Here is a 21,460-nt window from a genome sequence, read left to right on the forward strand (position 1 = left end):
ATAACACGGGACCGCCGTGCATTTCACCACTGACGATATATCCCGCCTCGGTCAGACCATGCTGGAATGGTATGATCGCCATCACCGCACCTTGCCCTGGCGTGCCGAGCCGGGCGAAACACCCAACCCGTACCACGTCTGGCTTAGCGAAATCATGTTGCAGCAAACCACGGTCCAGACCGTCGGACCATATTTTGCTGCGTTTCTGAAACGCTGGCCGACCGTGACCGATCTGGCCAATGCCGAACTTGATGATGTTCTTCATGCCTGGCAAGGGCTTGGATATTATGCACGGGCGCGCAATCTGCACAAATGCGCCAAGGTGGTCGCAGCCGAATATGACGGTATTTTCCCCGATACCGAGGAAGGGTTGCTGAAACTGCCCGGTATTGGTCCCTATACCGCCTGTGCGGTTGCTGCCATTGCCTTTGACCGCCATGCAAGTCCCGTGGATGGCAATATCGAACGGGTAATTTCGCGACTGTTTGCCCTTGAAACACCACTTCCTGACGTCAAACCGGAAATCAAGGAAAAGTCCGCTGCCCTGACCCCGTCAAACCGCCCTGGCGATTATGCCCAGGCGCTGATGGATTTGGGGGCAACCGTTTGCACCCCGCGCAACCCGGCCTGCGGCATCTGCCCGTGGCAGGCCGATTGTGAAGGTCGCAAGGCAGGTATTGCAGCCGATCTTCCCAAAAAACGCAAAAAGGAGCCGAAACCAACCCGGGTTGGCTATGCATTCTGGATCCGGCGCGAAGATGATGGTCGCATCCTGATCCGCCGCCGCCCGGAAAAGGGATTGCTTGGCGGGCTTTACGAAGTCCCGGGCAGTGACTGGCGCGCGATTGACGCCCCCGATGATGTCATGTTGTCAGAGGCTCCGGTTAAGGCCGCTTGGTCGGAACTTGATGGCACGGTCGGGCATACATTTACCCATTTCCATCTCAATGTCAGTGTTCTGGCCACCACCATTCCCGCCGGTCTGGCCGATGAAATGGACGGCAGCTGGACAACGATTGACGGCCTGTCCGACTTTGCCCTGCCGACAATCATGAAAAAGATCGTCCGCCATGCGCTGAAATACCGATAGAGGTTCAGACATCCACAGGAACGGACAGACCACGATTACAATTGAAAAGGCCCGTGATTTTCATCACGGGCCTTTTTCTTTTTATAACCTTGCACGGCGCGATCAGGCGTAAATATCGATCACCTGTCCACGTCCCCCGGTCGGGGCCGGTGCAGCCTGCTGCGAGGTCTGCGTTTCTGCTGTTTGCTCGATCCGCTGTGTCTGCGGCGAATTCAGGTCATTGCTACCCGTTTCAGAAATCGGGGCGGCTGCCTGCTGAATCTGGATCGGGTTGGGTGCATATCCTGCACCACCTACGGCACCTGCCTGCATTTCGGTCTCCATCTATCCTTACGGATAACATCTGATCTTCATTTGATAGCAAGTTTTCGCGTAAAAAGCAAAAACCGGTGCAATTTTTCAATCGCACCGGCTTTGGGCATCAAAGATTTAATCGGAAAATCCGATCAGGATCAGGCGGGGACCTGTCCCATTTCCTTGCGCAGCTGACTGCGCAGATTGTCGATCGACACCAGACGTCCGTCACATTTGTAATGCCAATAAGTCCAACCATTACAAGCCTGTGCGCCCTGAACATGTGCGCCGATCTGATGGATCGAGCCGGCATTGTCCTTATGGCTGATCGAGCCATCCGCACGTACCAGTGCCGCAACATTTCCACGGTTGTCATAGATTTTGTCGCCCGGCGACAACAGACCGCGTTCGATGACCGCACCGAACGGAATCCGCGGCAAGGCGCGTTTCGATTCGGTCAGTTCCAGGCTGTCACCATCAAGCATCTGGACCTTGGCGATGCGATCACGTGCGGCTTCCGCATAGGTTTCTTCGCGCTCAAGCCCGATGAAGTGACGGCCCAGACGGCGCGCAGCAGCACCGGTCGTGCCCGTGCCAAAGAACGGGTCAAGAACCACATCCCCCTGGCGGGTGGTTGCCATCAGAACACGCTGAAGCAGGGCTTCGGGTTTCTGGGTCGGATGGACCTTTTTGCCCTTTTCATCCTTGAGACGTTCCGAGCCGGAGCAAATCGGCATCAACCAGTCAGAGCGCATCTGCAAGCCTTCATTAAGCTGCTTCATCGCTTCGTAGTTAAAGGTGATGGCTTTTTGTTCTTCGCTTTTGGAACACCACAGAAGCGTTTCATGCGCATTGCAGAAACGTTTGCCGCGGAAATTCGGCATCGGGTTGGTCTTGCGCCAGACAATGTCATTGAGGATCCAGTACCCGATATCCTGAAGCATGTTACCGACGCGGTAAATGTTGTGATACGAGCCGATCACCCAGATCGCACCGGTATCTTTCAACACCCGGCGTGCGGCGGTCAGCCAGTCACGGGTGAATTCGTCATAATGACGGAAACTGTCGAACTGATCCCAATGGTCGTCAACTGCATCGACCTTGGAATTGTTCGGGCGCAGCAGATCCCCCCCAAGCTGAAGGTTATAGGGCGGATCGGCAAAAATCAGATCAACGGATTTTTCCGGCAGGCTGTTCATCAGTTCGATGCAATCGCCGACTAGAACCTGATCAAGTGGTAAAGTTGTTTTTTTAGTCATGATGCCTTCTAGGTTCCCCTCGAAATCTTGAGGAAAGCATCAACCGAAATAGTTAATGAAAGAGTTAACCGACTCCGAAATTTTTCAAGGATTCGCATTGTGTTAGAAAGTGCGTCACCTGTTTAGACAATCTTAACCGGTCTACTCCAAAAACCGGAAGATTTCAGTCCGGCAATCCCCGTCACCGCGCCAGGGTCAAATCCCCGGTCAGACCGGGCGGACTCCGCAGATCCAAAACAGTCTGCTTATCCTGAAATGCCGGCCCGGAAAGTCCTCCATCGCCTTTCAGGTGAAGAAACAATCACTTATACACGCGCCAAGCCGTATTTCCCCGCCCGGACGCGCTAAATGGCCGGTTTAAATCACAAAAACTGACCGTTCGGACAGAACACGCTTTGCCTCATTTCTGATCGTGTATACAATCTGCCCACAATCTATGCATAAAAGTTGAACTTCGCATAACGGCAATAACCTTCAGGGGGACAAAATGAAGTCTGGCACTTTCAGCCTTTCCCGTCGTGCACTGCTTTCGGCCGTGGCCGCAGCAGTAGCGGTGGTTTCCTTTGGCTTTGGCACACCGGCACAGGCCGACCCGCTTAAAGTTTCGGCAATCTATACGGTTCCGGTCGAACAGCAGTGGGTTTCGCGCATTCACAAGGCGCTGAACGCCGCCAAGGAACGTGGCGATATTTCCTATGAATTTTCCGAAAACGTCGCCAACACCGACTATGAGCGCGTCATGCGCGAATATGCCGAAAATGGTTCTGACCTGATCGTTGGCGAAGTCTTTGGCGTTGAACGCGCAGCACGCAAGGTTGCCGCACAATATCCCGACACCGCCTTCCTGATGGGGTCAAGCTTTGCCCCGGATGGTGACAATTTCTCGGTGTTTGACAACTTCATCCACGAGCCGAGCTATCTGGTCGGTATGGCTGCCGGTGCGGCAACCAAATCGAACAAAATCGGCATGGTTGGCGGTTTCGCCATCCCGGAAGTCAACCGTCTGATGCATGCCTTCATGGAAGGTGCAAAATCGGTCAATCCGGATGTCGAATTCATGGTGACCTTCATCAACAGCTGGTATGACCCGCCCAAGGCAAAAGAAGCATCCTTTGCCATGATCGATAAGGGTGCCGATGTCATGTACGCAGAACGTTTCGGCGTTTCGGATGCAGCCAAGGAACGCGGCATTCTTGCCGTTGGCAACGTGATCGACACTGCGGCTGATTATCCGGGCACGATCCTTGGTTCGGCACTGTGGCACATGGAAGCAACCATTGACCACGCCATCGAAGCCGTCAAAGCCGGTGAATTCAAAGCCGAAGATTACGGCAAGTTCAGCTATATGGAATATGGTGGCGGCAGTGTCGTTCTTGACGCAAGCCTCCTTCCCGAAGGCACGGTCGCCAAGGTCGAAGCCAAACAGGCAGAAATCCTTGACGGGTCATTCACCGTTAACGTGAATGACGAAGAACCGAAATCTTCGATGTAAGATTTCCTTAAATTTCAGGGGCAGTTCGGTGTAGAAGCCGAACTGCCCCTTATCTGTTTGATCCCGATTTCGGGATTGCGACAATTTGGGAACGTCACCGCATCTTTTCAGGCGCTTGATGCATACCGGACACAGTCGGCCGGTTTGATCAACTTGCGCTTTGTGTTGCGGTCACGCACCATCGTCCTTTCGCCCCACAGCGTGACGCAAAAACAAAACGGAATGCCCGGATGTCATCTGCTGCGCAAACATCACAACAAACATCCCAAGACCTGCTGCTTGCGCTGGCAGGCATCACCAAACGATTTGGCCCGCTGATTGCCAATGACGCCATCGACCTGACGGTCCACAAGGGCGAAATTGTTGCCCTGCTTGGCGAGAATGGCGCGGGCAAAACCACATTGATGAATATTTTGTTCGGTCACTATGTCGCGGATGAAGGCACGGTTACGGTTGCCGCGCGCGACGGCAACCTTGAACAGCTTGAACCGGGCGCCCCGCAGGCGGCTCTGGATGCCGGGATCGGCATGGTTCATCAGCATTTCACATTGGCCGAAAACCTGACCGGCCTTGATAACATCGTGCTGGGGACCGAACCGATTTTCCGCCTGCGCCGCGACCGCACCAAGGCACGCGCCAAACTGGCGGAATTGATGGCCGGATCGGGGTTGAATGTCGATCTGGATCAACCGGTTCACAAACTGACCGTTGGCGAAAAGCAACGCGTTGAAATCCTTAAGGCCCTTTATCGCGATGCCCGGCTTCTGGTTCTGGATGAACCGACTGCGGTTCTGACCCCGCAAGAAGCCGACAGCCTGTTTGCCGTTCTTCGCAAACTGGCGCAGAACGGTCTGGCAGTCATCATCATCGCCCACAAACTGGCCGAAGTTCTGGCTGTGTCGCACCGGATTGCGGTTTTGCGTGGCGGCAAGAAAGTCGGTGAAATGCTGACAAGTGACGCCGATCATCGTTCCATCGCCGAATTGATGGTCGGGCGCGAAGTTCCGGTCAGTCGCCGTATCGCCCGCGAACCGGGCCAACCGGTCCTTAAACTTTCCGACGTCACGATTGATCGCGGTGATTCAAGACGGTCCCTGCATGGCGTTTCCATCACGGCCCATGAAGGCGAAATTCTCGGCATTGCCGGTGTGTCTGGCAACGGTCAGGCCGCCCTTGCGCAATTGATCGCGGGCCTTGATAAACCCGATCACGGTTCGGTCGAGATTTTTGGCCAAAAGGTCGAAAAATTCGACGCCCATCAATTTGCGCAAAACGGCATCGCCCGCATCCCCGAAGACCGCCATCATGATGGCATGGTCGGATCGATGACGGTGGCGGAAAATATCGCCATCGAAGATGTCCGCAATGCCGGTTATCAGAAATTCGGCTTCCTTGATTTTGAGGCGATCCGCAAACGCGCCGAACACGCGATCACCGATTATGATGTGCGTTGCCCCGGCCCGGATGCCCCGGCGCGACTGTTGTCGGGCGGTAATATCCAGAAACTTATTCTGGCACGCGTTCTGGAAAAATCACCGAAACTGATTTTGGCCAATCAGCCGTCCCGCGGCCTTGATGTCGGCGCACAATCCGAGGTCCACCGCCGTTTGCTTGAAGCCCGTCAAAACGGGGCGGCCGTGATCCTGATTTCAGAAGACCTTGATGAACTTCTGACCATTTCCGATCAGATCGCCGTCATCCATGCCGGTCACATCACACCGGCAATGGCGACCGATACCATTGATCGATCCGAACTTGGATTGATGATGGCCGGCCAGAAGAAAGCCCATCATGCCCCGACCAACCAAAAGACCACCACGCATTCGGGAGAAACGGCATGATCCGCTTTGAACCCCGCGCCAATCCCGGCCCTGTTCTGACCTATGGCGTTCCGGTCATTGCCGCTGCCATTGCCATTTTGCTGGCCGCCATTCCGCTTGCACTGGCCGATGCCCCGATCATCAAGGCATACGGCCTTATGATCAGTGGTGCATTCGGGTCGGTCTTTTCGATTTCCGAAATGTTGACCCGCGCGACCCCCCTGATCCTGACCGGTCTGGCAGCAGCCATCGCATTCCGCGCAAAACTTTGGAATATCGGTGCCGAAGGCCAGCTTTACATGGGGGCCATGGCTGCTGTGGCCATCGGATCGGGTGTGATTGATGGTCCAAGCTGGATCATGATCCCGGTTGTCATGATTGCCGGTATGGTTGCCGGTGCCCTGATGCTGATCGGCCCGACTTTGATGAAAACCCGATTGGGTGTTGATGAAGTCGTTACCACGCTTCTTTTGAACTTCATTGTTCTTCTGTTTGTTCAGATGATGCTTGAAGGGGCGCTTAAAGACCCGATGTCGATGGGCTGGCCGCAATCCGAGCCGATTATCGACAGTGCGGTTTTCCCGCCACTGATCGAACGGATGCGTGTTCATTTCGGCCTGATCATCGCACTGGTGTCGGCCATTGCCCTGGCCGTCTTTGTCAAACGTACTGTTTGGGGCTTTGAAATTCGTGCAGTCGGCGAAAATGCCGCAGCCGCCAAATTCGCCGGTATTTCGGTCACCAAAACCATGATCCTTGTTGCCGCACTTTCGGGTGGTCTGGCCGGTTTGGCCGGGGTTGCCGAAGTTGCCGGAACGCGCGGATATCTCGCAACCGACCTGTCACCGGGATATGGTTATGCAGGAATCGTGGTTGCCATGCTGGCGCGTTTATCACCGGTCGGGGTGATCGCATCGGCCCTGTTTGTGGCATCGGTATTTGTCGGTGCAGATTCCATGAGCCGCGCGATTGGCGTTTCAAGCTATCTGGCCGATCTGATTGTGGCGATGGCGTTGCTTTGTGTTTTGATTGGCGGCTTCTTGACCCGATTTACGGTTCATTTTGATCGCAAGACAGCCGGGTAAGGAGAACAGATATGGAAATCATCGACATTCTTCTTGCTGCCAGCTTTTGGGAAGCCGCCATTCGTATCGCAACCCCGCTGATTTTTGGGGTTCTGGGTGCACTTGTTTGCGAACGCGCCGGGGTGCTTAACCTTGGTATCGAGGGCATCTTTACCGCCGGTGCCATGGCCGGATGGATGGCCGTGTGGCTTGGCGCCGGGCTTTGGGGTGGTGTGCTTGTTGCCGCAATGGCCGGGGCGTTCTTTGGCCTGATCCATGCGATCCTGACCGTACCGCTTGGCCTTAGTCAGCATGTATCTGGTATTGGCGTGACCCTTCTTGCCACCAGCCTTTCCTATTTCACCTATCGCACGGCCCTGCCCGATGTGTCATCACCGCCGCGCATCGAACCGTTCCGTCCGCTTGATATTCCGTTCCTGTCAGACTTGCCATTCATCGGTCAGGCGCTGTTTTCACAAACCGCGATGACGATGCTGGCGCTTGTTCTGGTGTTTGTTACCGGCTGGGTTCTGTATCGCACGCCACTTGGTCTTGCGATCCGTGCGGTCGGTGATAACCCGTCCTCGGTCGAGGCACAGGGACTTTCGGTTTATGGCCTGCGTATCGGTGCGGTTGTTGTCGGCTCGTCCCTGATGGCTTTGGGCGGCGCGTTTCTGACCATGTCAGCCTTTGATGCGTTCTTCTTTGGCATGATCAATGGCCGTGGCTGGGTTTGCATTGCGCTGACCGTGTTTGCAAGCTGGCGACCGGGCAAGGCATTGATCGGTGCCCTGTTATTCGGGGCCTTTGATGCGTTTCAGGTCCGCCTGCAAACCGAAGTGGGTGCATTCCTGCCATCGCAGGTCTTCCTGATGATGCCCTATATCCTGTCGATCATTGCCCTGATTGTTGTTGCCCGTAAGGCCGATTATCCCAAGGCGCTTCTTGTGCCCTGGTTCAAGGGCCAGCGTTAATCGCAACAATCCGTTTCTGACCGCCACCACAAGACCAAGGATGACGCCATGCAAGCCGATCTGATTTTGAAAAATGCCAATATCGCCAATGGACAGGCGGGCGTTGATATCGCTTGTAGCAATGGAAAGATTGTCGAGATTGGCCAGAACCTGAACATCCCCGCGACCAAGGAAATCGATTGTGGCGGCATGCTGGTCAGTCCGCCTTTTGTCGACAGTCACTTCCACATGGATGCCACCCTGTCGCTTGGTCTGCCGCGCATGAATGAGTCTGGCACCCTGCTGGAAGGCATCGCACTTTGGGGCGAACTTAAACCGCTTCTGACACCCGAAGCCGTAATTGAACGCGCCCTTAAATATTGCGACCTTGCGGTATCCAAGGGTCTGCTTGCCATTCGCAGTCACGTTGATGTTTGTGATGACCGGTTGCTTGCGGTTGATGCGTTGCTTGAAGTTAAAAAACAGGTCGCACCCTATATCGATCTGCAACTGGTTGCCTTCCCGCAGGATGGCTATCTGCGCAGCAAAACCGCCAAGGAAAACACCATCCGCGCGCTGAACAAGGGCGTTGATGTTGTCGGCGGCATACCGCATTTCGAACGGACGATGGCCGACGGTGCGCAAAGCATTGCGGAGCTTTGCGAAATGGCGGCCGATCGCGGCCTGATGGTTGATATGCATTGCGATGAATCAGATGATCCGCTGTCGCGTCATATCGAAATGCTGGCTTATGAAACCCAGCGCCTCGGGCTTCAGGGGCGCGTTGCCGGATCGCATCTGACATCGATGCATTCGATGGATAATTACTATGTGTCCAAACTGATTGCCCTGATGGCCGAGGCCGAAGTTTCCGCCATTGCCAATCCGTTGATCAACATCACCCTTCAGGGCCGCCATGATACCTATCCCAAACGCCGTGGCATGACCCGTGTGCCGGAACTGCGCAAGGCGGGCCTGACCGTGGCGTTCGGCCATGATTGTGTGATGGATCCCTGGTATTCGATGGGGTCGGGTGACATGCTTGAAGTCGCATCGATGGGGCTTCATGTTGCCCAGATGACATCACGTGATGATATCCGGGCCTGCTTTGATGCCGTGACCAGGGAACCGGCCAGGATTTTGGGCCTTGAAGGTTATGGCATCGAGGTTGGCAACAATGCCGATTTCGTTATCCTGCAAGCCCGCGATACGATTGAAGCCATCCGGATGCGGGCCAACCGCCTGTTTGTCATTCGGCGCGGTAAAATCATTGCCGAAACGCCGATGTCCCAGACCCGCCTGCATCTGGCCGACCGTCCGGATCATGTGCGTGAACATGAATATGCGCCGGGCCAGTAATTGGTCCGGTTCAGATTTGAAGACAACCTGCTGCTGAACGGATGCCGCCATGTTCTATGAACCGGGAAAAACGCCACATAACCTGCCCCATGATCCGTTCAAGGCCTGTGTGGCACCGCGTCCGATCGGCTGGGTTTCGACCCTTGATAAGAACGGGCGTCCCAACCTGGCGCCCTATTCGTTTTTCAATGCGGTGCTTGGCACCCCGCCGATGGTGATGTTTTCGTCAGGTGGTTCGATTGACAGTCTGCAAAACGCCCGTGATACCGGCGAATTTGTTGTCGGTGTTGCCCCGCGTGCGATGCTTAAGGAACTGAATTTTTCCTCGTCCCCACTGCCGCCGGGTGAAGACGAATTTGAATATGCCGGACTTGAAAAGCTTCCGGCCAAATGCGTCAAACCGCATCTGATCAAGGGTGTTCCGATCCATATGGAATGCACGGTCTATCAGATTGTCGATCTGCCCAGTGCCTTTCCCGATAAACGGCCCTGTGCGATGGTGATCGGCACTGTGGTCGGCTTGCACATTGATGATGACATTATTCGCGATGGCATGGTCGATATCACGCTGTTTGAACCGCTGGCCCGGCTTGGCTATCAGGAATATGCCAGCGTATCGGAAACCTTTACGGTCCGCCGCGAGGATTTCTGGAAATAGAAAATCCGTTAACCGGTTGATTGGTTTCATCAAAACGACGCGCAAGCGCAAACAAACTGTCACAGAGAATCTCTAATGTGAACAAGAACACAGTTCGCTCGAACATTTACGGGCTTGAGCTGTGGGTTCTTGCACTTTTTTCAGATTTTTCTGTGGGGGATTTATTCCATGAAACGGACGTTTGCAGCGGGCGTTGCCGGCTTTGCAGCCTTGCTTCTTGCCAGCTCGGCCATGGCAGGGGACGCCAGGGTTTTTGAAACCAAAAGCGCGATCAACAATCTTTCGACCGTGATGGTTGATGGCGGCAAGGCCCGTGACCTGACCATTGGTCTGGGTTCCGGTGCATATCGTCGTCCGGGTGATCCGGCCAACATGTTCTATGCCGTTTCCGACCGTGGTCCGAACTTTGTTTGCGGTGACGTTCAGGACGTCCTCGGCGTTGCCGAAGACGTCGTATGCAAAGGCAAGAAAGTCCGTATCTATCCGACCCCGGATTATTCCCCGTCAATCTACACCATTTTCCTCAATGACGATGGCAGCTTTGACATCAAGGATGTCATCACCATCAAGGATCAAAATGGCGTTCCGCTGACCGGCCTTACCAACAAGCTGACCGTTGCCAAAACCGAAAAGCCGGTTGATGCCAACGGCAATCCGCTTGAACAGTCCGTATCGTCAATCGATGCCGAAGGCATCATTCGCCTGTCTGATGGCACCTACTGGATTGGGGAAGAAAACGGTCCGTCCGTTTTGCATGTTGCCGCAGACGGCACCGTGATCGAACGTATCGTTCCGGCCGGATCGGAAAAAGATTTCGATGATGCAGCCTATAAGGTATCGGGCGGTCTTCCGGCCATTCTGGTGACGCGCCAAACCAACCGCGGCATTGAATCCATGGCCGTATCGCCAGACGAAACCAAGCTGTATTTCATGGTTCAGAACCCGCTGGCCAATCCGAATGCAGATGCCTACAAGGCGGCCAAGAACACCCGTCTGTTCGTTTATGACCGTGTCGCACAGAAGCTGACTGGCGAATATATCTATCAGCTTGATGATCCGCAGACCTTCCGCAACGATCCGTCCAAGAAACAAAATGCCCCGCGCATTTCCGAAGTCCTTGCCCTTGGCAATGACCGTCTTCTGGTTCTCGAACGGACCGACAAGACCACCAAGCTTCATGAAATCAAGCTTGATGGTGCGACCAACATCCTTGCAAGCCGCTGGGATGACATGTCCACCAGCCCGTCGCTTGAACAGCAAAATGATCTGTCGACCATTGATCTGGTTGCGGTGAACAAGACCCTTCGCTTTGACAGTGCCGATTACCCGGAAGCACCGAACAAGCTTGAAGGTCTTGCCATCATGGGCGACGGCGCACTTGCCATGATCAATGACAATGATTTCGGCATCAAGGGCGACCCGACCAAGGTGATCCTGATTGACGGTCTGGTTCAGGCCGACAAATTCTGATTTGATCTGTTGCCACCTTGGCAACTAGCCACATCGCGGCAGGAAAGCTGTTATGCAGCTTTCCTGCTTTTTTATTGGCTGAAATGGGCGTAAAAGCAGGCCCATGATGACAAACACACAGACATTCGACACCCCGGACGGCATTGATGCCGTTATTGAACCCATGGATGCAACCGGCTACCTCGCCCCTGTCGGGTTTGAGGATCAGCTGTTCAATGAACTGGGCGATGTCATTGAACGCCATGACCGGTTGATGTTCGCACCCGGCCCGGAACGCCGCGTTTTCTGGGCGCAAAATGTCTGGCGCAATCCGGTCCGGATCGCCATCCCGTCGATCAAGGGTGCGGCCAAAATCCTGAAATTCAATCAGCGCAACTGGGCCCTGTTCAAGTTTGATCATTTTTCCCGCGCCAAGCTGATCGAAGGGCACCTGCCCCATGTATCGGCAAAACGTCAGGTATTTGGCGAACCGGCCCCGACCGCGCCGCTTGGTTCATGGACGCTGATTGATCCCGATACGATCATCGCATCGGCGGATTGTTCCAGCCCCTGGAAAAACGGCGATGTCGAATTTGAAGAAGACAAGGTCACACCGCCAAACCGCGCGTACCTGAAACTGTGGGAAGCCTTCACACGGCTTGGTGCCTATCCGCAGCCCGGACAACGCACCATGGATCTGGGCGGAAGCCCGGGCGGATGGACCTGGGTTCTGCATGAATTTGGCACCGATGTCATTTCCATCGACAAGGCGCGGCTGGACAGCAAAATTGCCAACTTGCCGCGCGTTGATTTCCGTCAGGAAAGTGCCTTTGGCCTCAATCCGCAAGAAATCGGCCATATCGACTGGCTGTGCTCGGACGTGATTTGTTATCCGGATCGCCTGTTCACACTGGTCAATCAGTGGATGGAAACCGGCATGGCGACCAACTTTATCTGCACCATCAAATTGCAGGGCGATACGGATTATTCCGCCATCACCCAGTTTGCCGATATTCCCGGATCAAAGGTCGTGCATTTGTATAACAACAAGCACGAACTGACCTGGATGAAGGTGCCCGGCGTTACCGATCAGGATTGATCAAGCTGTTTGATCGCGGGATCAAGCGGGTAATAGTCACCCTTGTCCGCACAGAAAATCTGACCGGCTGTCGTCATGTTAGCGCTGTCATCAAGGGTCCCTGGCATCACCGCCATATGATCGGTGCGCACCGGTCGCCAGAACAAACCGGTGCCGCATTCCTTGCAAAAACCGCGATCGGTTTTTTCCGACAAACGATACCAGCGCAACCCGTCATCGCGGATCAGATCAAGATGATGGCGATCAAACCGGGCATAGGAACTGACATGGCCGTGCAGTTTGCGACACAGATTGCAATGGCACATGACCGTATCATCGACCGGTCCATTGATTTGATAGCGCACGGCACCGCAATGGCACCCACCGTGATAGCCGGTTTTTTCGGCTGAGTGTTTGTTCACCGCGACCTCCCCCGATCGGTGATGAATGGTACCTTTTTTATCTGTCATGGTGTGCCGATAATGCAAGCACTGTGACACAGACTTTCCGTTCACCCCGTATTCATCACACCATTTCAGACAAATATGTTTGAGATTGATGAAAAGCAGTCCTATTCTGCGGCTTCTGTTCGGAGCCAGATGATGACGCCACCGCGCCATTCCCTGCCATCTGACCCCGCCCGAAAGTGATGGGATAAAATGTCCGAAAATTCTTTCCATTATGATGTGCTTGTCATCGGTAGTGGTGCTGCCGGTCTGTCCACTGCACTTAAACTCGCCCCGCATGTAAAGGTCGCTGTCCTGTCCAAGGGCAAGATCGATGACGGATCGACAAACTGGGCCCAGGGCGGGATCGCAGCGGTTCTTGATGCGACTGACAGCATCGAAAACCATGTTCGCGATACCCTGATTGCCGGTGCTGATCTGTGCAAACGTGAAACCGTTGAATTCGTTGCCGCCAATGCGCCGCGTGCGATTGCCTGGCTTGACGAACTTGGCATTCAGTTGACCCGTGATCCTGATGGTGACAACAGTCAGCCATTCCATCTGACCCGCGAAGGCGGGCACAGCCACCGGCGCATCGTCCATGCCGCCGACGCCACCGGCCGTGCGGTTCAGACCACCCTGCAAAGCCAGGCGGTCAATCATCCGAACATCAAGATTTTTGAAAATTATCTGGCGATTGATCTGGTCACTGATCGCAAATTCGGCGGCGAAGGCCGGCGTTGCATCGGTGCCTATGCGCTTGATCTTGAAACCGGCAAGGTAAAATCATTCAATGCCCGCACGGTTGTTCTGGCGACCGGTGGTGCCAGCAAGGTTTACCGTTTCACATCCAACCCGGACGGATCGACCGGGGATGGTATCGCCATGGCATGGCGTGCGGGTTGCCGTGTGATGAACATGGAATTCAGCCAGTTCCACCCGACCTGTCTTTATCACCCGCAGGCCAAATCATTCCTGATCACCGAGGCCGTGCGCGGCGAAGGCGGCAAGTTGCTGTTGCCAGACGGCACACGTTTCATGGACCGGTTTGACGAACGTGGTGAACTGGCCCCGCGTGATATTGTCGCACGCGCCATTGACCATGAAATGAAGCGTCTGGGTGCTGATTGCGTCTATCTCGACATCACGCACAAGGGCAAGGATTTCATCAAGGAACACTTCCCGACGATTTATGAAACCTGCCTTGGTTATGGCATCGACATGACCAAACAGCCGATCCCGGTTGTTCCGGCCGCCCATTACACCTGTGGCGGGGTTCTAACCGATCTGCGCGGGCGCACAGACTTGACCGGGCTTTATGCGATCGGTGAATGTGCGGGCACCGGCCTTCATGGTGCGAACCGTCTGGCATCCAACTCGCTTCTGGAATGTCTGGTCTTTGGCGAGGCCGCGGCCAATGACATTATCGAAGCGCTTCCGGTCGAAGATCATTTCAAACCGATCCCCGATTGGGATGAAACCGGCATCACCGATTCCGACGAGGAAGTCATTGTTGCCCATAACTGGGAACAGTTGCGCAACGTGATGTGGGATTTTGTCGGCATCGTGCGCACCACCAAACGTGTGCAGCGCGCCCAGCACCGTGTTGATTTGCTGTTGTCGGAAATTGACGAATATTACGGCAATTTCCGTGTCACCAATGACCTTCTGGAACTGCGCAACCTGTCAGTGGTGGCCAAGCTGATCATTCAATCGGCCCTGTGGCGTCGCGAAAGCCGTGGTTTGCATTATACCACCGATTATCCCGACCTTGATCAAAGCGGATCACCGCGCCAGACCATTCTGGTGCCTGAAAACTTTGCCGGTCGCTGGGTAATTGCCGGTCAGTGGAAAACCTGACCGGTCACCTGACGACACCAATCCATCCACACCAAAACATGCCCTGATGCCTGCAACGGAACCCCGCCATGACCGCGCACGCCACACTGATCGGAATTGCCCGCAAATCAAAGTCCCATGCGCCAATGGAGACACTGGATCAGGTTCAGGTCAGCACCGAACTTGGCGTTGATGGCGATTATCGCGGCAAGTTGCGCCGTCGGCAGGTCACGATCCTGGCCGAGGAAGGCTGGAACGCCGCCATCAACGAAATCGGCAAACCTGATCTGCCCTGGACGACAAGGCGGGCAAACCTGTTTGTGCGCGGGATCGATCTGCCCCGTGAAAAGGGCAGCAAACTTGTCATCGGCAGCGTAACATTTGAAATTACCGGGGAAACCGATCCCTGCCACCGCATGGATGATGCCGCACCGGGGTTAAAGGACGCTATGACGCCCGACTGGCGCGGCGGGGTAACGTGCCGGGTAATTGAAAGCGGCGAACTGGCGATCGGGGATCAGGTCACGATACCGGTGGCCTGACCGTCGCAACCGCACAGGAATTGAATTCGGGCATCGGGTATCGGGCAAACAGAATTTACATCAAAGGTTATTGATCAACCGGGGGGAAGATCAGATGAAAAAAGCTGAATTACCAGACAATGAAGCTGCCCGTCAGAAGTCGCTTGAAAGCATGGGCATTCTGACCAGTGATGCCGACCCCGAACTTGATCGTATTACCCGTGTTGCCCAACGCATTTTCGGATCGGAAATCGTGGCGATATCGCTTCTTGATAATGATCGCCAGTTTTTCAAATCCAACATCAATCAGCCGACATCGGAAACCCCGCGCGATATTTCGTTCTGTGGTCATGCCATTCTGGGTGACAAGACATTTGTCGTCGAGGATGCCGAACATGACGAACGGTTTCATGACAGCCCGCTTGTCACCGGCATTCCCAATGTACGTGCCTATGCCGGTGTGCCGCTGACCAATCCGGATGGCTTCAAGATCGGCGCATTGTGCGTGGTCGATACCCAAACCCGCCATTTCAGCGAGGAAGACCTTCAGATTCTTGAAGATCTGGGCCATTGGGCGGAAACCGCGATTGCCCTGCGCTATGGTGCAAGAACCCCGCAACAGGTTCTTGATGATCTTGATCCGGCCAAACATGAATTGCTGATCGATCCGATGACGCGGACCTGGAATGACGTCGGGATGAAGGAATTCTTGCACCGCGAATTGATCAATGCCCGTCTCAAGCATGACAGTCTTGCGATCTATCGGTTTGAAATCGATGACCACGAAAGACTGCTGCAAACCTATGGCAAGGACACCGTCAACCGGATCGTTCAGGCAATTGCGTCGGTTATCACATCATCGTTGCGTGACCGCGACGTTGTCGGGCGGGTTGATGAATGCGGCTTTGCCTGTCTGATGCCCGGTGTGCGTCAGGAACAGACAAGTTTCCTTGGCTTCAAGCTGTGCGATACGGTGCGCGAACAATGCCGCTTTACCGACATGGAAGGCGATCCAGTGCGCATCACCATCAGTGTCGGCGCCACCTGGGCCGATCCCGACACCAAACTGCATTTCAAGGCCAACCGGATCCTTGAACATGCGGCAAATGCCATGGATCAGGCCAAGGCAGACGGGTTTGAAAACGTTGTTTATCGCGCCCTTCCTGCACCAGACCAACCGGTTTGACGCGGTTGGTTCCGGGCATCATTTCCCAACCGTTGATATCAACCGGTTGTGCATTTCGCCCGGTGTCATATCCGCCATTTCCGCCAGCAAGATATAGGGATCGCCGTCCAGTCCCAACAATTGGGCAAAGGCCGGTTCGGTTTTGACCCCGGCCATCTTCAGGGTCTGAACACCTTTTGCGAAATCCGGCCCCATCAAATGCAATATCCGGGCTTCAACCAGCATATGGACAAATCCGAATTGCGACATGACCGGGCAGTTTGTTGCAAATATCTCGACAGGAAAGCCGCCACAGACAAACCGGACAACCACCGCCGCCCCGACATTTTCCGTTGCCGCGCGATCATGACAGGAAAACTGCGCGAACGTATTCAATCGCGACATGACAAATTTCCTGAACCGGTCCAAATCGGATGCATGACACAGAATATCGATATCGGAACTGGTGGTATCGATCCCGATCGGCAAAGTCCCGGCAACAACCGGATCAAAATCCGAAAGGATGTCCATGACCCTGAATTTTTGCAGAATTTCTGCGGCCTGACGCCCACGCGAAGATGCCGACATCAACCGATCCAGCCCGCGAAAGTCATCACGACGACACCCGCAATGCCAATCCATTACTGTTTGGTTCATTGACAAAACCATTCCGTTTCTTGACCCGATCGACCAATGCGGAGATACCTGATAATCGCAGCCATTCCAATCAGATGGTGCTGCGCCAGCCATTTGCGCATGTTCCTGTGCGCAGCCAACCAGAAAGCCCGTAAGTCACATGCTTGATATTCTGGCGATCACGTCACCGATCTTCATGATCATCGCGATCGGCTATTTTGCAGTCTATCGCAATATCGTGCCGCAAAACATTGTGCGCGGCATGGGGGCATTTGTAATGAATTTCGCGTTGCCATGCCTGTTGATCCGGGCACTGGGGCAGCGTGATCTGACCGAGATTATCGAACCAGTCTATCTTCTGGCGTACGGGATCGGCTCGCTTCTGGTGTTTGCATTTGGCTATTTCTATGCCCTGAAAGTTGCCGGCAAAAGTCAGGCCAACGCCACCTTGCAAGGCCTTGGCATGTCGATGTGCAATAGCGGCTTTGTCGGATATCCGGTCGTCTCCCAGATCCTTGGCCCGACCGCGGCAATCGGACTTGCGCTGTGTGTCATGATTGAAAACCTTGTGATGATGCCGCTGGTTCTGGTGCTGGGTGACAGTGCACAAAATAACGGGCAAAGCCGCGTACAGGTACTTGGCAAGGCGTTTGTCAATCTGGGGCGCAACCCGATCATTATCGGCATTGCCATCGGACTTGTGATTTCGTTATCGGGCGTCACATTGCCCGGCCCGATTGTCCGGGTGATTGACATGCTGGCATCGGCGTCGGGGCCGGTTGCATTGTTTGTCATTGGCGGGGGCCTTGTCGGGCTGAAGCTTAAGGGGCTTCGCGTCGATATGGCACGCATCGTCAGCGCAAAGCTGTTGCTGCACCCGATTCTGGTCTTTGTTCTGGTTTATCTTCTGCCGGATATGGATCCGACTTTGCGGATCGCCTGCGTTGCCTTTGCCTGTTCCCCGATGCTCAGCATCTATCCGATTTTCGGCCAACGTTATGGCCATGAAGGATTGTGCGCGGCGTCACTGATGATGGCGACATCCCTGTCATTCATCACCATCAGCACCGCATTGTGGCTTCTCGATACCACCCACGTCTTTGGTCCGCTGCCCTGACATCCAAAACAGCATTATCCGCCGCCACTTAACGGTCTATCTCTACCTGTCACCGGCGCAAGATTTCACCTTGGTGGCTGGCCGAACTTTGGACGCTGTCCGGGGAAACCGCCACCCGGCGGAGGACCACGGCGACCATCCGGGCCTGCACCACCTGGGCCACCACCCGGACCACCCCCTGAACCACCCCCGGGGCCGCCACCTGGTCCATTTCCACCGGGTCCACCGGGCGGCATGCCACCCGGCCCCTTGTTGAAGCTGGGATCGCCAATACCGGCCAACAGGCGCGGGATGAAGGGGAAACTCTCTGTCACGAAATAGGCATAGGTTCCTTGCGGATATTCCGGTGTCACGGTTTCACGGCCATTGGCCTCGTCAAGGTCACCAAGACCGGGCACATATTCGAAATCCTCGCCATATGTTCCGTCATATGGCCCGCCCGGACCACCGGGACGCGTGCCGGTTTTGACCCGCCATGAACTGCGCAACGCTACCACCGGTGATCCCGGATCATCGGGGTCGGCATAGCCAAACATCGCATAGATCGGGAAACCGTCGGCCGCAAAGCCGATGCGAATGGAATGCTGATCGGGTGACCAGCTTTTTATCAGGCCCTTGGGCACACCATGATAATGATAGGTGCCATCGGGCTGCACATGGGCATTGTTTTGATCAAGCCCCAGATCAAGGGTTGGTGAAATTGCTTCGTATCGCCAGCCGGACTGGCGATTGCGTTGCCAGAATTCCGCAGTATAGGGATCAAACGGAACCCCGTTTACCGCAACACCGAATGACAATCGATCAATCGGGGCGAACCGCCCGGTGCGAACCGGGTTCAGGGGCAAACGGAATTCAAGGGCCTGCGCCTTGATCGCATTGGGGTTGCGCCGGTTCGGGAAACTTCCGGTGGCATGATCGGGAATGGCGTTTGATGTGATGTATCGATACCGACCATCTTCACGCATGCGGACTTCGTTTGACAGTGCCCAGGCCTGCCGGGACGGGTTCAAGACCATACCGGCCAGGGGCAACATGCCAAGCCCGACCAGAAGATTGCGCCGCATTCGGTCGACTTCTTTGCGTGTGTCGCCGGTATATCTGCCCTCGTCCATCGGCGCGTGATCATGCTGGTGATGGTGATGAGCGGATTGCTGATCCTGCTGCGCGTGAAGTTCGCTTCGTGTCAGTTTCGGCACCGGACTTTCCCCCAAAAGCAGATGTGGCGTCATCCTGATAGTTGGGGATAACGCCACACTGTTCCAGAGAAAAATCTGATATATCCGCCCTAGCCGGGGATTTCACCCGCATGTGCAAGGATTTCCTCGGCCTCGCGGATTTCCTGTTGCTGGGCCCACATTTCCGAATACAGCCCGTCCTGTGCCAGCAAATCCTGATGGCGGCCACGTTCGGCCACCTGCCCATCGCGCAGGACAATGATTTCATCGGCATCGATCACGGTGGAAAGCCTGTGCGCAATCACAAGGGTCGTGTGACCGCGCGATACATCACGCAGGGCCTGCTGAATGTCCTTTTCCGTTCTGGTATCAAGGGCCGATGTTGCCTCGTCAAAGATCATGATTTTCGGACGTTTGAGCAACATGCGCGCAATCGACACGCGTTGCTTTTCCCCACCCGAAAGTTTCAGACCGCGTTCACCCACCATGGTTTTGAACCCGTCGGGAAGACCGGCAACAAAACCGTCAATGCTGGCAAGTTTGGCAGCATTTTCGATTTCTTCCTGCGCGGCACCCGGGCGGCCATAGGAAATGTTATAGGCGATGGTATCGTTAAACAGCACGGTGTCCTGGGGCACGATGCCGATTTCCTGACGCAGTGAATTTTGCGTCACATCGCGGATATCCTGACCGTCAATCGTGATCCGCCCGCCCGATACGTCATAGAACCGGAACATCAGACGGGTCAGCGTCGATTTCCCTGCCCCGCTTGGCCCGACCACGGCGACGGTTTTACCCGCTGGCACCTCAAAGCTGACACCCTTAAGAATTTTTCGATCCGGGTTATAGGAAAAATGAACATCCTCGAACCGGATCGCTGCATCCTTGCAGGCAAGTGCATTTGCGCCCGGCTTGTCTTCGACTTCCTTGTCGACATCAAGCAACGAGAACATGCGTTCCATATCGGTCAGCGACTGTTTGATCTGGCGATAGACAAAGCCAAGGAAGTTCAGCGGCATATAGAGTTGCAGCAAATAGGTATTCACCAGCACAAAGTCGCCCACCGTCATGGTGCCGTCTTTGACCCCCTGGGCTGCCAGCAACATGTTCAGAACAAGACCGACCGCAATGATCGCACCCTGCCCGACATTAAGCTTGGAAAGCGAAACCTGTGACTGGACTGCTGCGATCTCATAGCCCCGCAATGCGGCGTCATACCGCTTTGATTCGTGGGCTTCGTTATTGAAATATTTGACCGTTTCGTAATTGATCAGACTGTCGATCGCCTTGGTATTGGCTTCATCGTCGCGCTTGTTCATTTCACGGCGGAACTTCATCCGCCATTCGGTCACCACCAGCGTAAAGACGATATAGATAACGATGGTGACAAAGGTGATCAGCGCAAACCAGACATCATAAAGCGCCCACAGGATCACCGAGACCATGACGATTTCAAGCAGGGTCGGCAGGATATTGAACAGCATGAAGGACAACAGGAATTCAATGCCCTTGACCCCGCGTTCAATCGCACGTGACAGCCCACCCATCTGACGATCCAGATGAAAGCGCAGCGACAATCCATGAAGATGTTCAAAAACACCAAGGGCCGATGTGCGAATGGCCCGCTGGGCCACCTTGGCAAAGATCGCATCGCGCATCTCGCCAAATGCCGCCACCAGAATACGCACAAGGCCATAACCGACAATCAACGCAACCGGCACAACGATCAGTGATGTACCATCCGTCCCGCCCGACTGCGCTGCCGATTGTGCGGCATTACCGGCCTTTTCCCCACCGCCCAGCGCATCGACCGCGTATTTGTATAATACCGGAATGTAAACGTTTGCGACCTTGGCCCCGACAAGAAACAGCAAGGCCAGAACAACCCGCGCCTTAAGTTCGACTTCGCCGCGTGGCCACAAATAGGGCAGAAATGTTTTGATAACGCCAAACTCCGCGCGCGCGGTCGGCTGATCGGAACCCATATTTTTCAATTTCTTATCCCCAAACAGGTACCGGACAGCATGGCGGGATGCGCACGGTAT

General features: G+C 54.9%; 19 protein-coding genes. 13 read left to right on the forward strand and 6 right to left on the reverse strand.

The genetic code is table 11. The features are described 5' to 3' along the window. The first annotated feature begins 16 nt into the window (after nt 1-16). Complete coding sequence (gene mutY, locus M9H61_RS11085) at nt 17-1,090, forward strand: A/G-specific adenine glycosylase (protein ID WP_250280446.1); 1,074 nt, start codon at nt 17-19, stop codon at nt 1,088-1,090. 102 nt (nt 1,091-1,192) lie between these two features. On the opposite strand, the gene M9H61_RS11090 is transcribed toward mutY, so the two are convergent. Further along, nucleotides 1,193-1,402, reverse strand: a complete 210-nt coding sequence (locus M9H61_RS11090; RefSeq protein WP_228196116.1) for a hypothetical protein — start codon at nt 1,400-1,402, stop codon at nt 1,193-1,195. A gap of 140 nt (nt 1,403-1,542) precedes the next feature. Next, nucleotides 1,543-2,643, reverse strand: coding sequence for a site-specific DNA-methyltransferase (locus M9H61_RS11095; protein ID WP_114113140.1), 1,101 nt, complete (start codon nt 2,641-2,643; stop codon nt 1,543-1,545). A 487-nt stretch (nt 2,644-3,130) separates the two neighbouring features. Here M9H61_RS11095 and M9H61_RS11100 point away from each other — a divergent pair, with 487 nt between their 5' ends. The 8 genes from M9H61_RS11100 (at nt 3,131) to M9H61_RS11135 (ending at nt 12,537) form a co-directional block, all read left to right on the forward strand. Continuing rightward, nucleotides 3,131-4,135 carry a BMP family protein gene (locus M9H61_RS11100; protein WP_250280447.1) on the forward strand — a complete coding sequence of 335 codons (1,005 nt, stop codon included), beginning with the start codon at nt 3,131-3,133 and terminating at the stop codon, nt 4,133-4,135. Nucleotides 4,136-4,365: 230 nt separating this feature from the next. Next, complete coding sequence (locus M9H61_RS11105; protein WP_250280449.1) at nt 4,366-5,976, forward strand: ABC transporter ATP-binding protein; 1,611 nt, start codon at nt 4,366-4,368, stop codon at nt 5,974-5,976. Next, entirely contained in the window at nt 5,973-7,040 is a 1,068-nt protein-coding gene (locus tag M9H61_RS11110; protein WP_114113141.1) for an ABC transporter permease, read from the forward strand. Before M9H61_RS11105 ends, M9H61_RS11110 begins: the two co-directional genes overlap by 4 nt. Before the next feature lie 11 nt (nt 7,041-7,051). Beyond that, nucleotides 7,052-7,993, forward strand: coding sequence for an ABC transporter permease (locus M9H61_RS11115; protein WP_250280450.1), 942 nt, complete (start codon nt 7,052-7,054; stop codon nt 7,991-7,993). Nucleotides 7,994-8,041: 48 nt separating this feature from the next. Next, nucleotides 8,042-9,331: an amidohydrolase family protein gene (locus M9H61_RS11120; RefSeq protein ID WP_250280452.1), complete on the forward strand. Its 1,290-nt coding sequence runs from the start codon at nt 8,042-8,044 to the stop codon at nt 9,329-9,331. 49 nt (nt 9,332-9,380) lie between these two features. Next, the gene (locus M9H61_RS11125) at nt 9,381-9,989 is read left to right on the forward strand and encodes a flavin reductase family protein (protein WP_068519801.1); all 609 of its coding nucleotides are present in this window, start codon (nt 9,381-9,383) and stop codon (nt 9,987-9,989) included. A gap of 168 nt (nt 9,990-10,157) precedes the next feature. Next, entirely contained in the window at nt 10,158-11,459 is a 1,302-nt protein-coding gene (locus tag M9H61_RS11130; RefSeq protein WP_250280454.1) for an esterase-like activity of phytase family protein, read from the forward strand. Nucleotides 11,460-11,565: 106 nt separating this feature from the next. Continuing rightward, nucleotides 11,566-12,537: an SAM-dependent methyltransferase gene (locus tag M9H61_RS11135; protein WP_250280458.1), complete on the forward strand. Its 972-nt coding sequence runs from the start codon at nt 11,566-11,568 to the stop codon at nt 12,535-12,537. Here M9H61_RS11135 and M9H61_RS11140 read toward each other — a convergent pair. Then, nucleotides 12,528-12,938, reverse strand: coding sequence for a GFA family protein (locus tag M9H61_RS11140; protein WP_231856783.1), 411 nt, complete (start codon nt 12,936-12,938; stop codon nt 12,528-12,530). The genes M9H61_RS11135 and M9H61_RS11140 overlap by 10 nt on opposite strands. 237 nt (nt 12,939-13,175) lie before the next feature. Here M9H61_RS11140 and nadB point away from each other — a divergent pair, with 237 nt between their 5' ends. The 3 genes from nadB to M9H61_RS11155 all read left to right on the forward strand — a co-directional run bounded on the left by nadB (nt 13,176) and on the right by M9H61_RS11155 (nt 16,508). After that, entirely contained in the window at nt 13,176-14,822 is a 1,647-nt protein-coding gene (nadB, locus tag M9H61_RS11145; RefSeq protein WP_101247220.1) for an L-aspartate oxidase, read from the forward strand. A gap of 68 nt (nt 14,823-14,890) precedes the next feature. Then, nucleotides 14,891-15,343, forward strand: a complete 453-nt coding sequence (locus tag M9H61_RS11150; RefSeq protein WP_250280459.1) for an MOSC domain-containing protein — start codon at nt 14,891-14,893, stop codon at nt 15,341-15,343. Nucleotides 15,344-15,437: 94 nt separating this feature from the next. After that, entirely contained in the window at nt 15,438-16,508 is a 1,071-nt protein-coding gene (locus tag M9H61_RS11155) for a sensor domain-containing diguanylate cyclase (protein WP_228196107.1), read from the forward strand. Nucleotides 16,509-16,526: 18 nt separating this feature from the next. Here M9H61_RS11155 and M9H61_RS11160 read toward each other — a convergent pair whose 3' ends face one another. Next, on the reverse strand, nt 16,527-17,144 hold the full coding sequence (locus tag M9H61_RS11160; protein WP_250280460.1) for a DUF4269 domain-containing protein: 618 nt from the start codon (nt 17,142-17,144) through the stop codon (nt 16,527-16,529). A gap of 139 nt (nt 17,145-17,283) precedes the next feature. On the opposite strand from M9H61_RS11160, the gene M9H61_RS11165 reads away from it, so the two are divergent. Next, nucleotides 17,284-18,240 carry an AEC family transporter gene (locus tag M9H61_RS11165; protein ID WP_068519808.1) on the forward strand — a complete coding sequence of 319 codons (957 nt, stop codon included), beginning with the start codon at nt 17,284-17,286 and terminating at the stop codon, nt 18,238-18,240. Between the two features lie 65 nt (nt 18,241-18,305). Here the strand turns inward: M9H61_RS11165 and M9H61_RS11170 are convergent, their stop codons facing one another. Both M9H61_RS11170 and M9H61_RS11175 read right to left on the reverse strand, forming a co-directional pair. Further along, complete coding sequence (locus tag M9H61_RS11170; RefSeq protein ID WP_250280461.1) at nt 18,306-19,436, reverse strand: YHYH protein; 1,131 nt, start codon at nt 19,434-19,436, stop codon at nt 18,306-18,308. A gap of 89 nt (nt 19,437-19,525) precedes the next feature. Beyond that, nucleotides 19,526-21,400, reverse strand: coding sequence for an ABC transporter ATP-binding protein/permease (locus M9H61_RS11175; protein ID WP_250285045.1), 1,875 nt, complete (start codon nt 21,398-21,400; stop codon nt 19,526-19,528). Nucleotides 21,401-21,460 lie beyond the last annotated feature (60 nt).

The organism is Thalassospira sp. GO-4, assembly GCF_023588965.1.
GTDB classification, from domain to species: Bacteria; Pseudomonadota; Alphaproteobacteria; order Rhodospirillales; family Thalassospiraceae; genus Thalassospira; species Thalassospira povalilytica.

Excerpts from the sequence above, each read along its gene's own strand:
- M9H61_RS11090 (WP_228196116.1), bottom strand. The coding sequence starts at position 1,402 with ATGCAGGCAGGTGCCGTAGGTGGTGCAGGATATGCACCCAACCCGATC.
- M9H61_RS11095 (WP_114113140.1), bottom strand. The coding sequence starts at position 2,643 with ATGACTAAAAAAACAACTTTACCACTTGATCAGGTTCTAGTCGGCGAT.
- M9H61_RS11100 (WP_250280447.1), top strand. The coding sequence starts at position 3,131 with ATGAAGTCTGGCACTTTCAGCCTTTCCCGTCGTGCACTGCTTTCGGCC.
- M9H61_RS11105 (WP_250280449.1), top strand. The coding sequence starts at position 4,366 with ATGTCATCTGCTGCGCAAACATCACAACAAACATCCCAAGACCTGCTG.
- M9H61_RS11110 (WP_114113141.1), top strand. The coding sequence starts at position 5,973 with ATGATCCGCTTTGAACCCCGCGCCAATCCCGGCCCTGTTCTGACCTAT.
- M9H61_RS11115 (WP_250280450.1), top strand. The coding sequence starts at position 7,052 with ATGGAAATCATCGACATTCTTCTTGCTGCCAGCTTTTGGGAAGCCGCC.
- M9H61_RS11120 (WP_250280452.1), top strand. The coding sequence starts at position 8,042 with ATGCAAGCCGATCTGATTTTGAAAAATGCCAATATCGCCAATGGACAG.
- M9H61_RS11125 (WP_068519801.1), top strand. The coding sequence starts at position 9,381 with ATGTTCTATGAACCGGGAAAAACGCCACATAACCTGCCCCATGATCCG.
- M9H61_RS11130 (WP_250280454.1), top strand. The coding sequence starts at position 10,158 with ATGAAACGGACGTTTGCAGCGGGCGTTGCCGGCTTTGCAGCCTTGCTT.
- M9H61_RS11135 (WP_250280458.1), top strand. The coding sequence starts at position 11,566 with ATGACAAACACACAGACATTCGACACCCCGGACGGCATTGATGCCGTT.
- nadB (WP_101247220.1), top strand. The coding sequence starts at position 13,176 with ATGTCCGAAAATTCTTTCCATTATGATGTGCTTGTCATCGGTAGTGGT.
- M9H61_RS11150 (WP_250280459.1), top strand. The coding sequence starts at position 14,891 with ATGACCGCGCACGCCACACTGATCGGAATTGCCCGCAAATCAAAGTCC.
- M9H61_RS11155 (WP_228196107.1), top strand. The coding sequence starts at position 15,438 with ATGAAAAAAGCTGAATTACCAGACAATGAAGCTGCCCGTCAGAAGTCG.
- M9H61_RS11160 (WP_250280460.1), bottom strand. The coding sequence starts at position 17,144 with ATGAACCAAACAGTAATGGATTGGCATTGCGGGTGTCGTCGTGATGAC.
- M9H61_RS11165 (WP_068519808.1), top strand. The coding sequence starts at position 17,284 with ATGCTTGATATTCTGGCGATCACGTCACCGATCTTCATGATCATCGCG.
- M9H61_RS11175 (WP_250285045.1), bottom strand. The coding sequence starts at position 21,400 with ATGGGTTCCGATCAGCCGACCGCGCGCGCGGAGTTTGGCGTTATCAAA.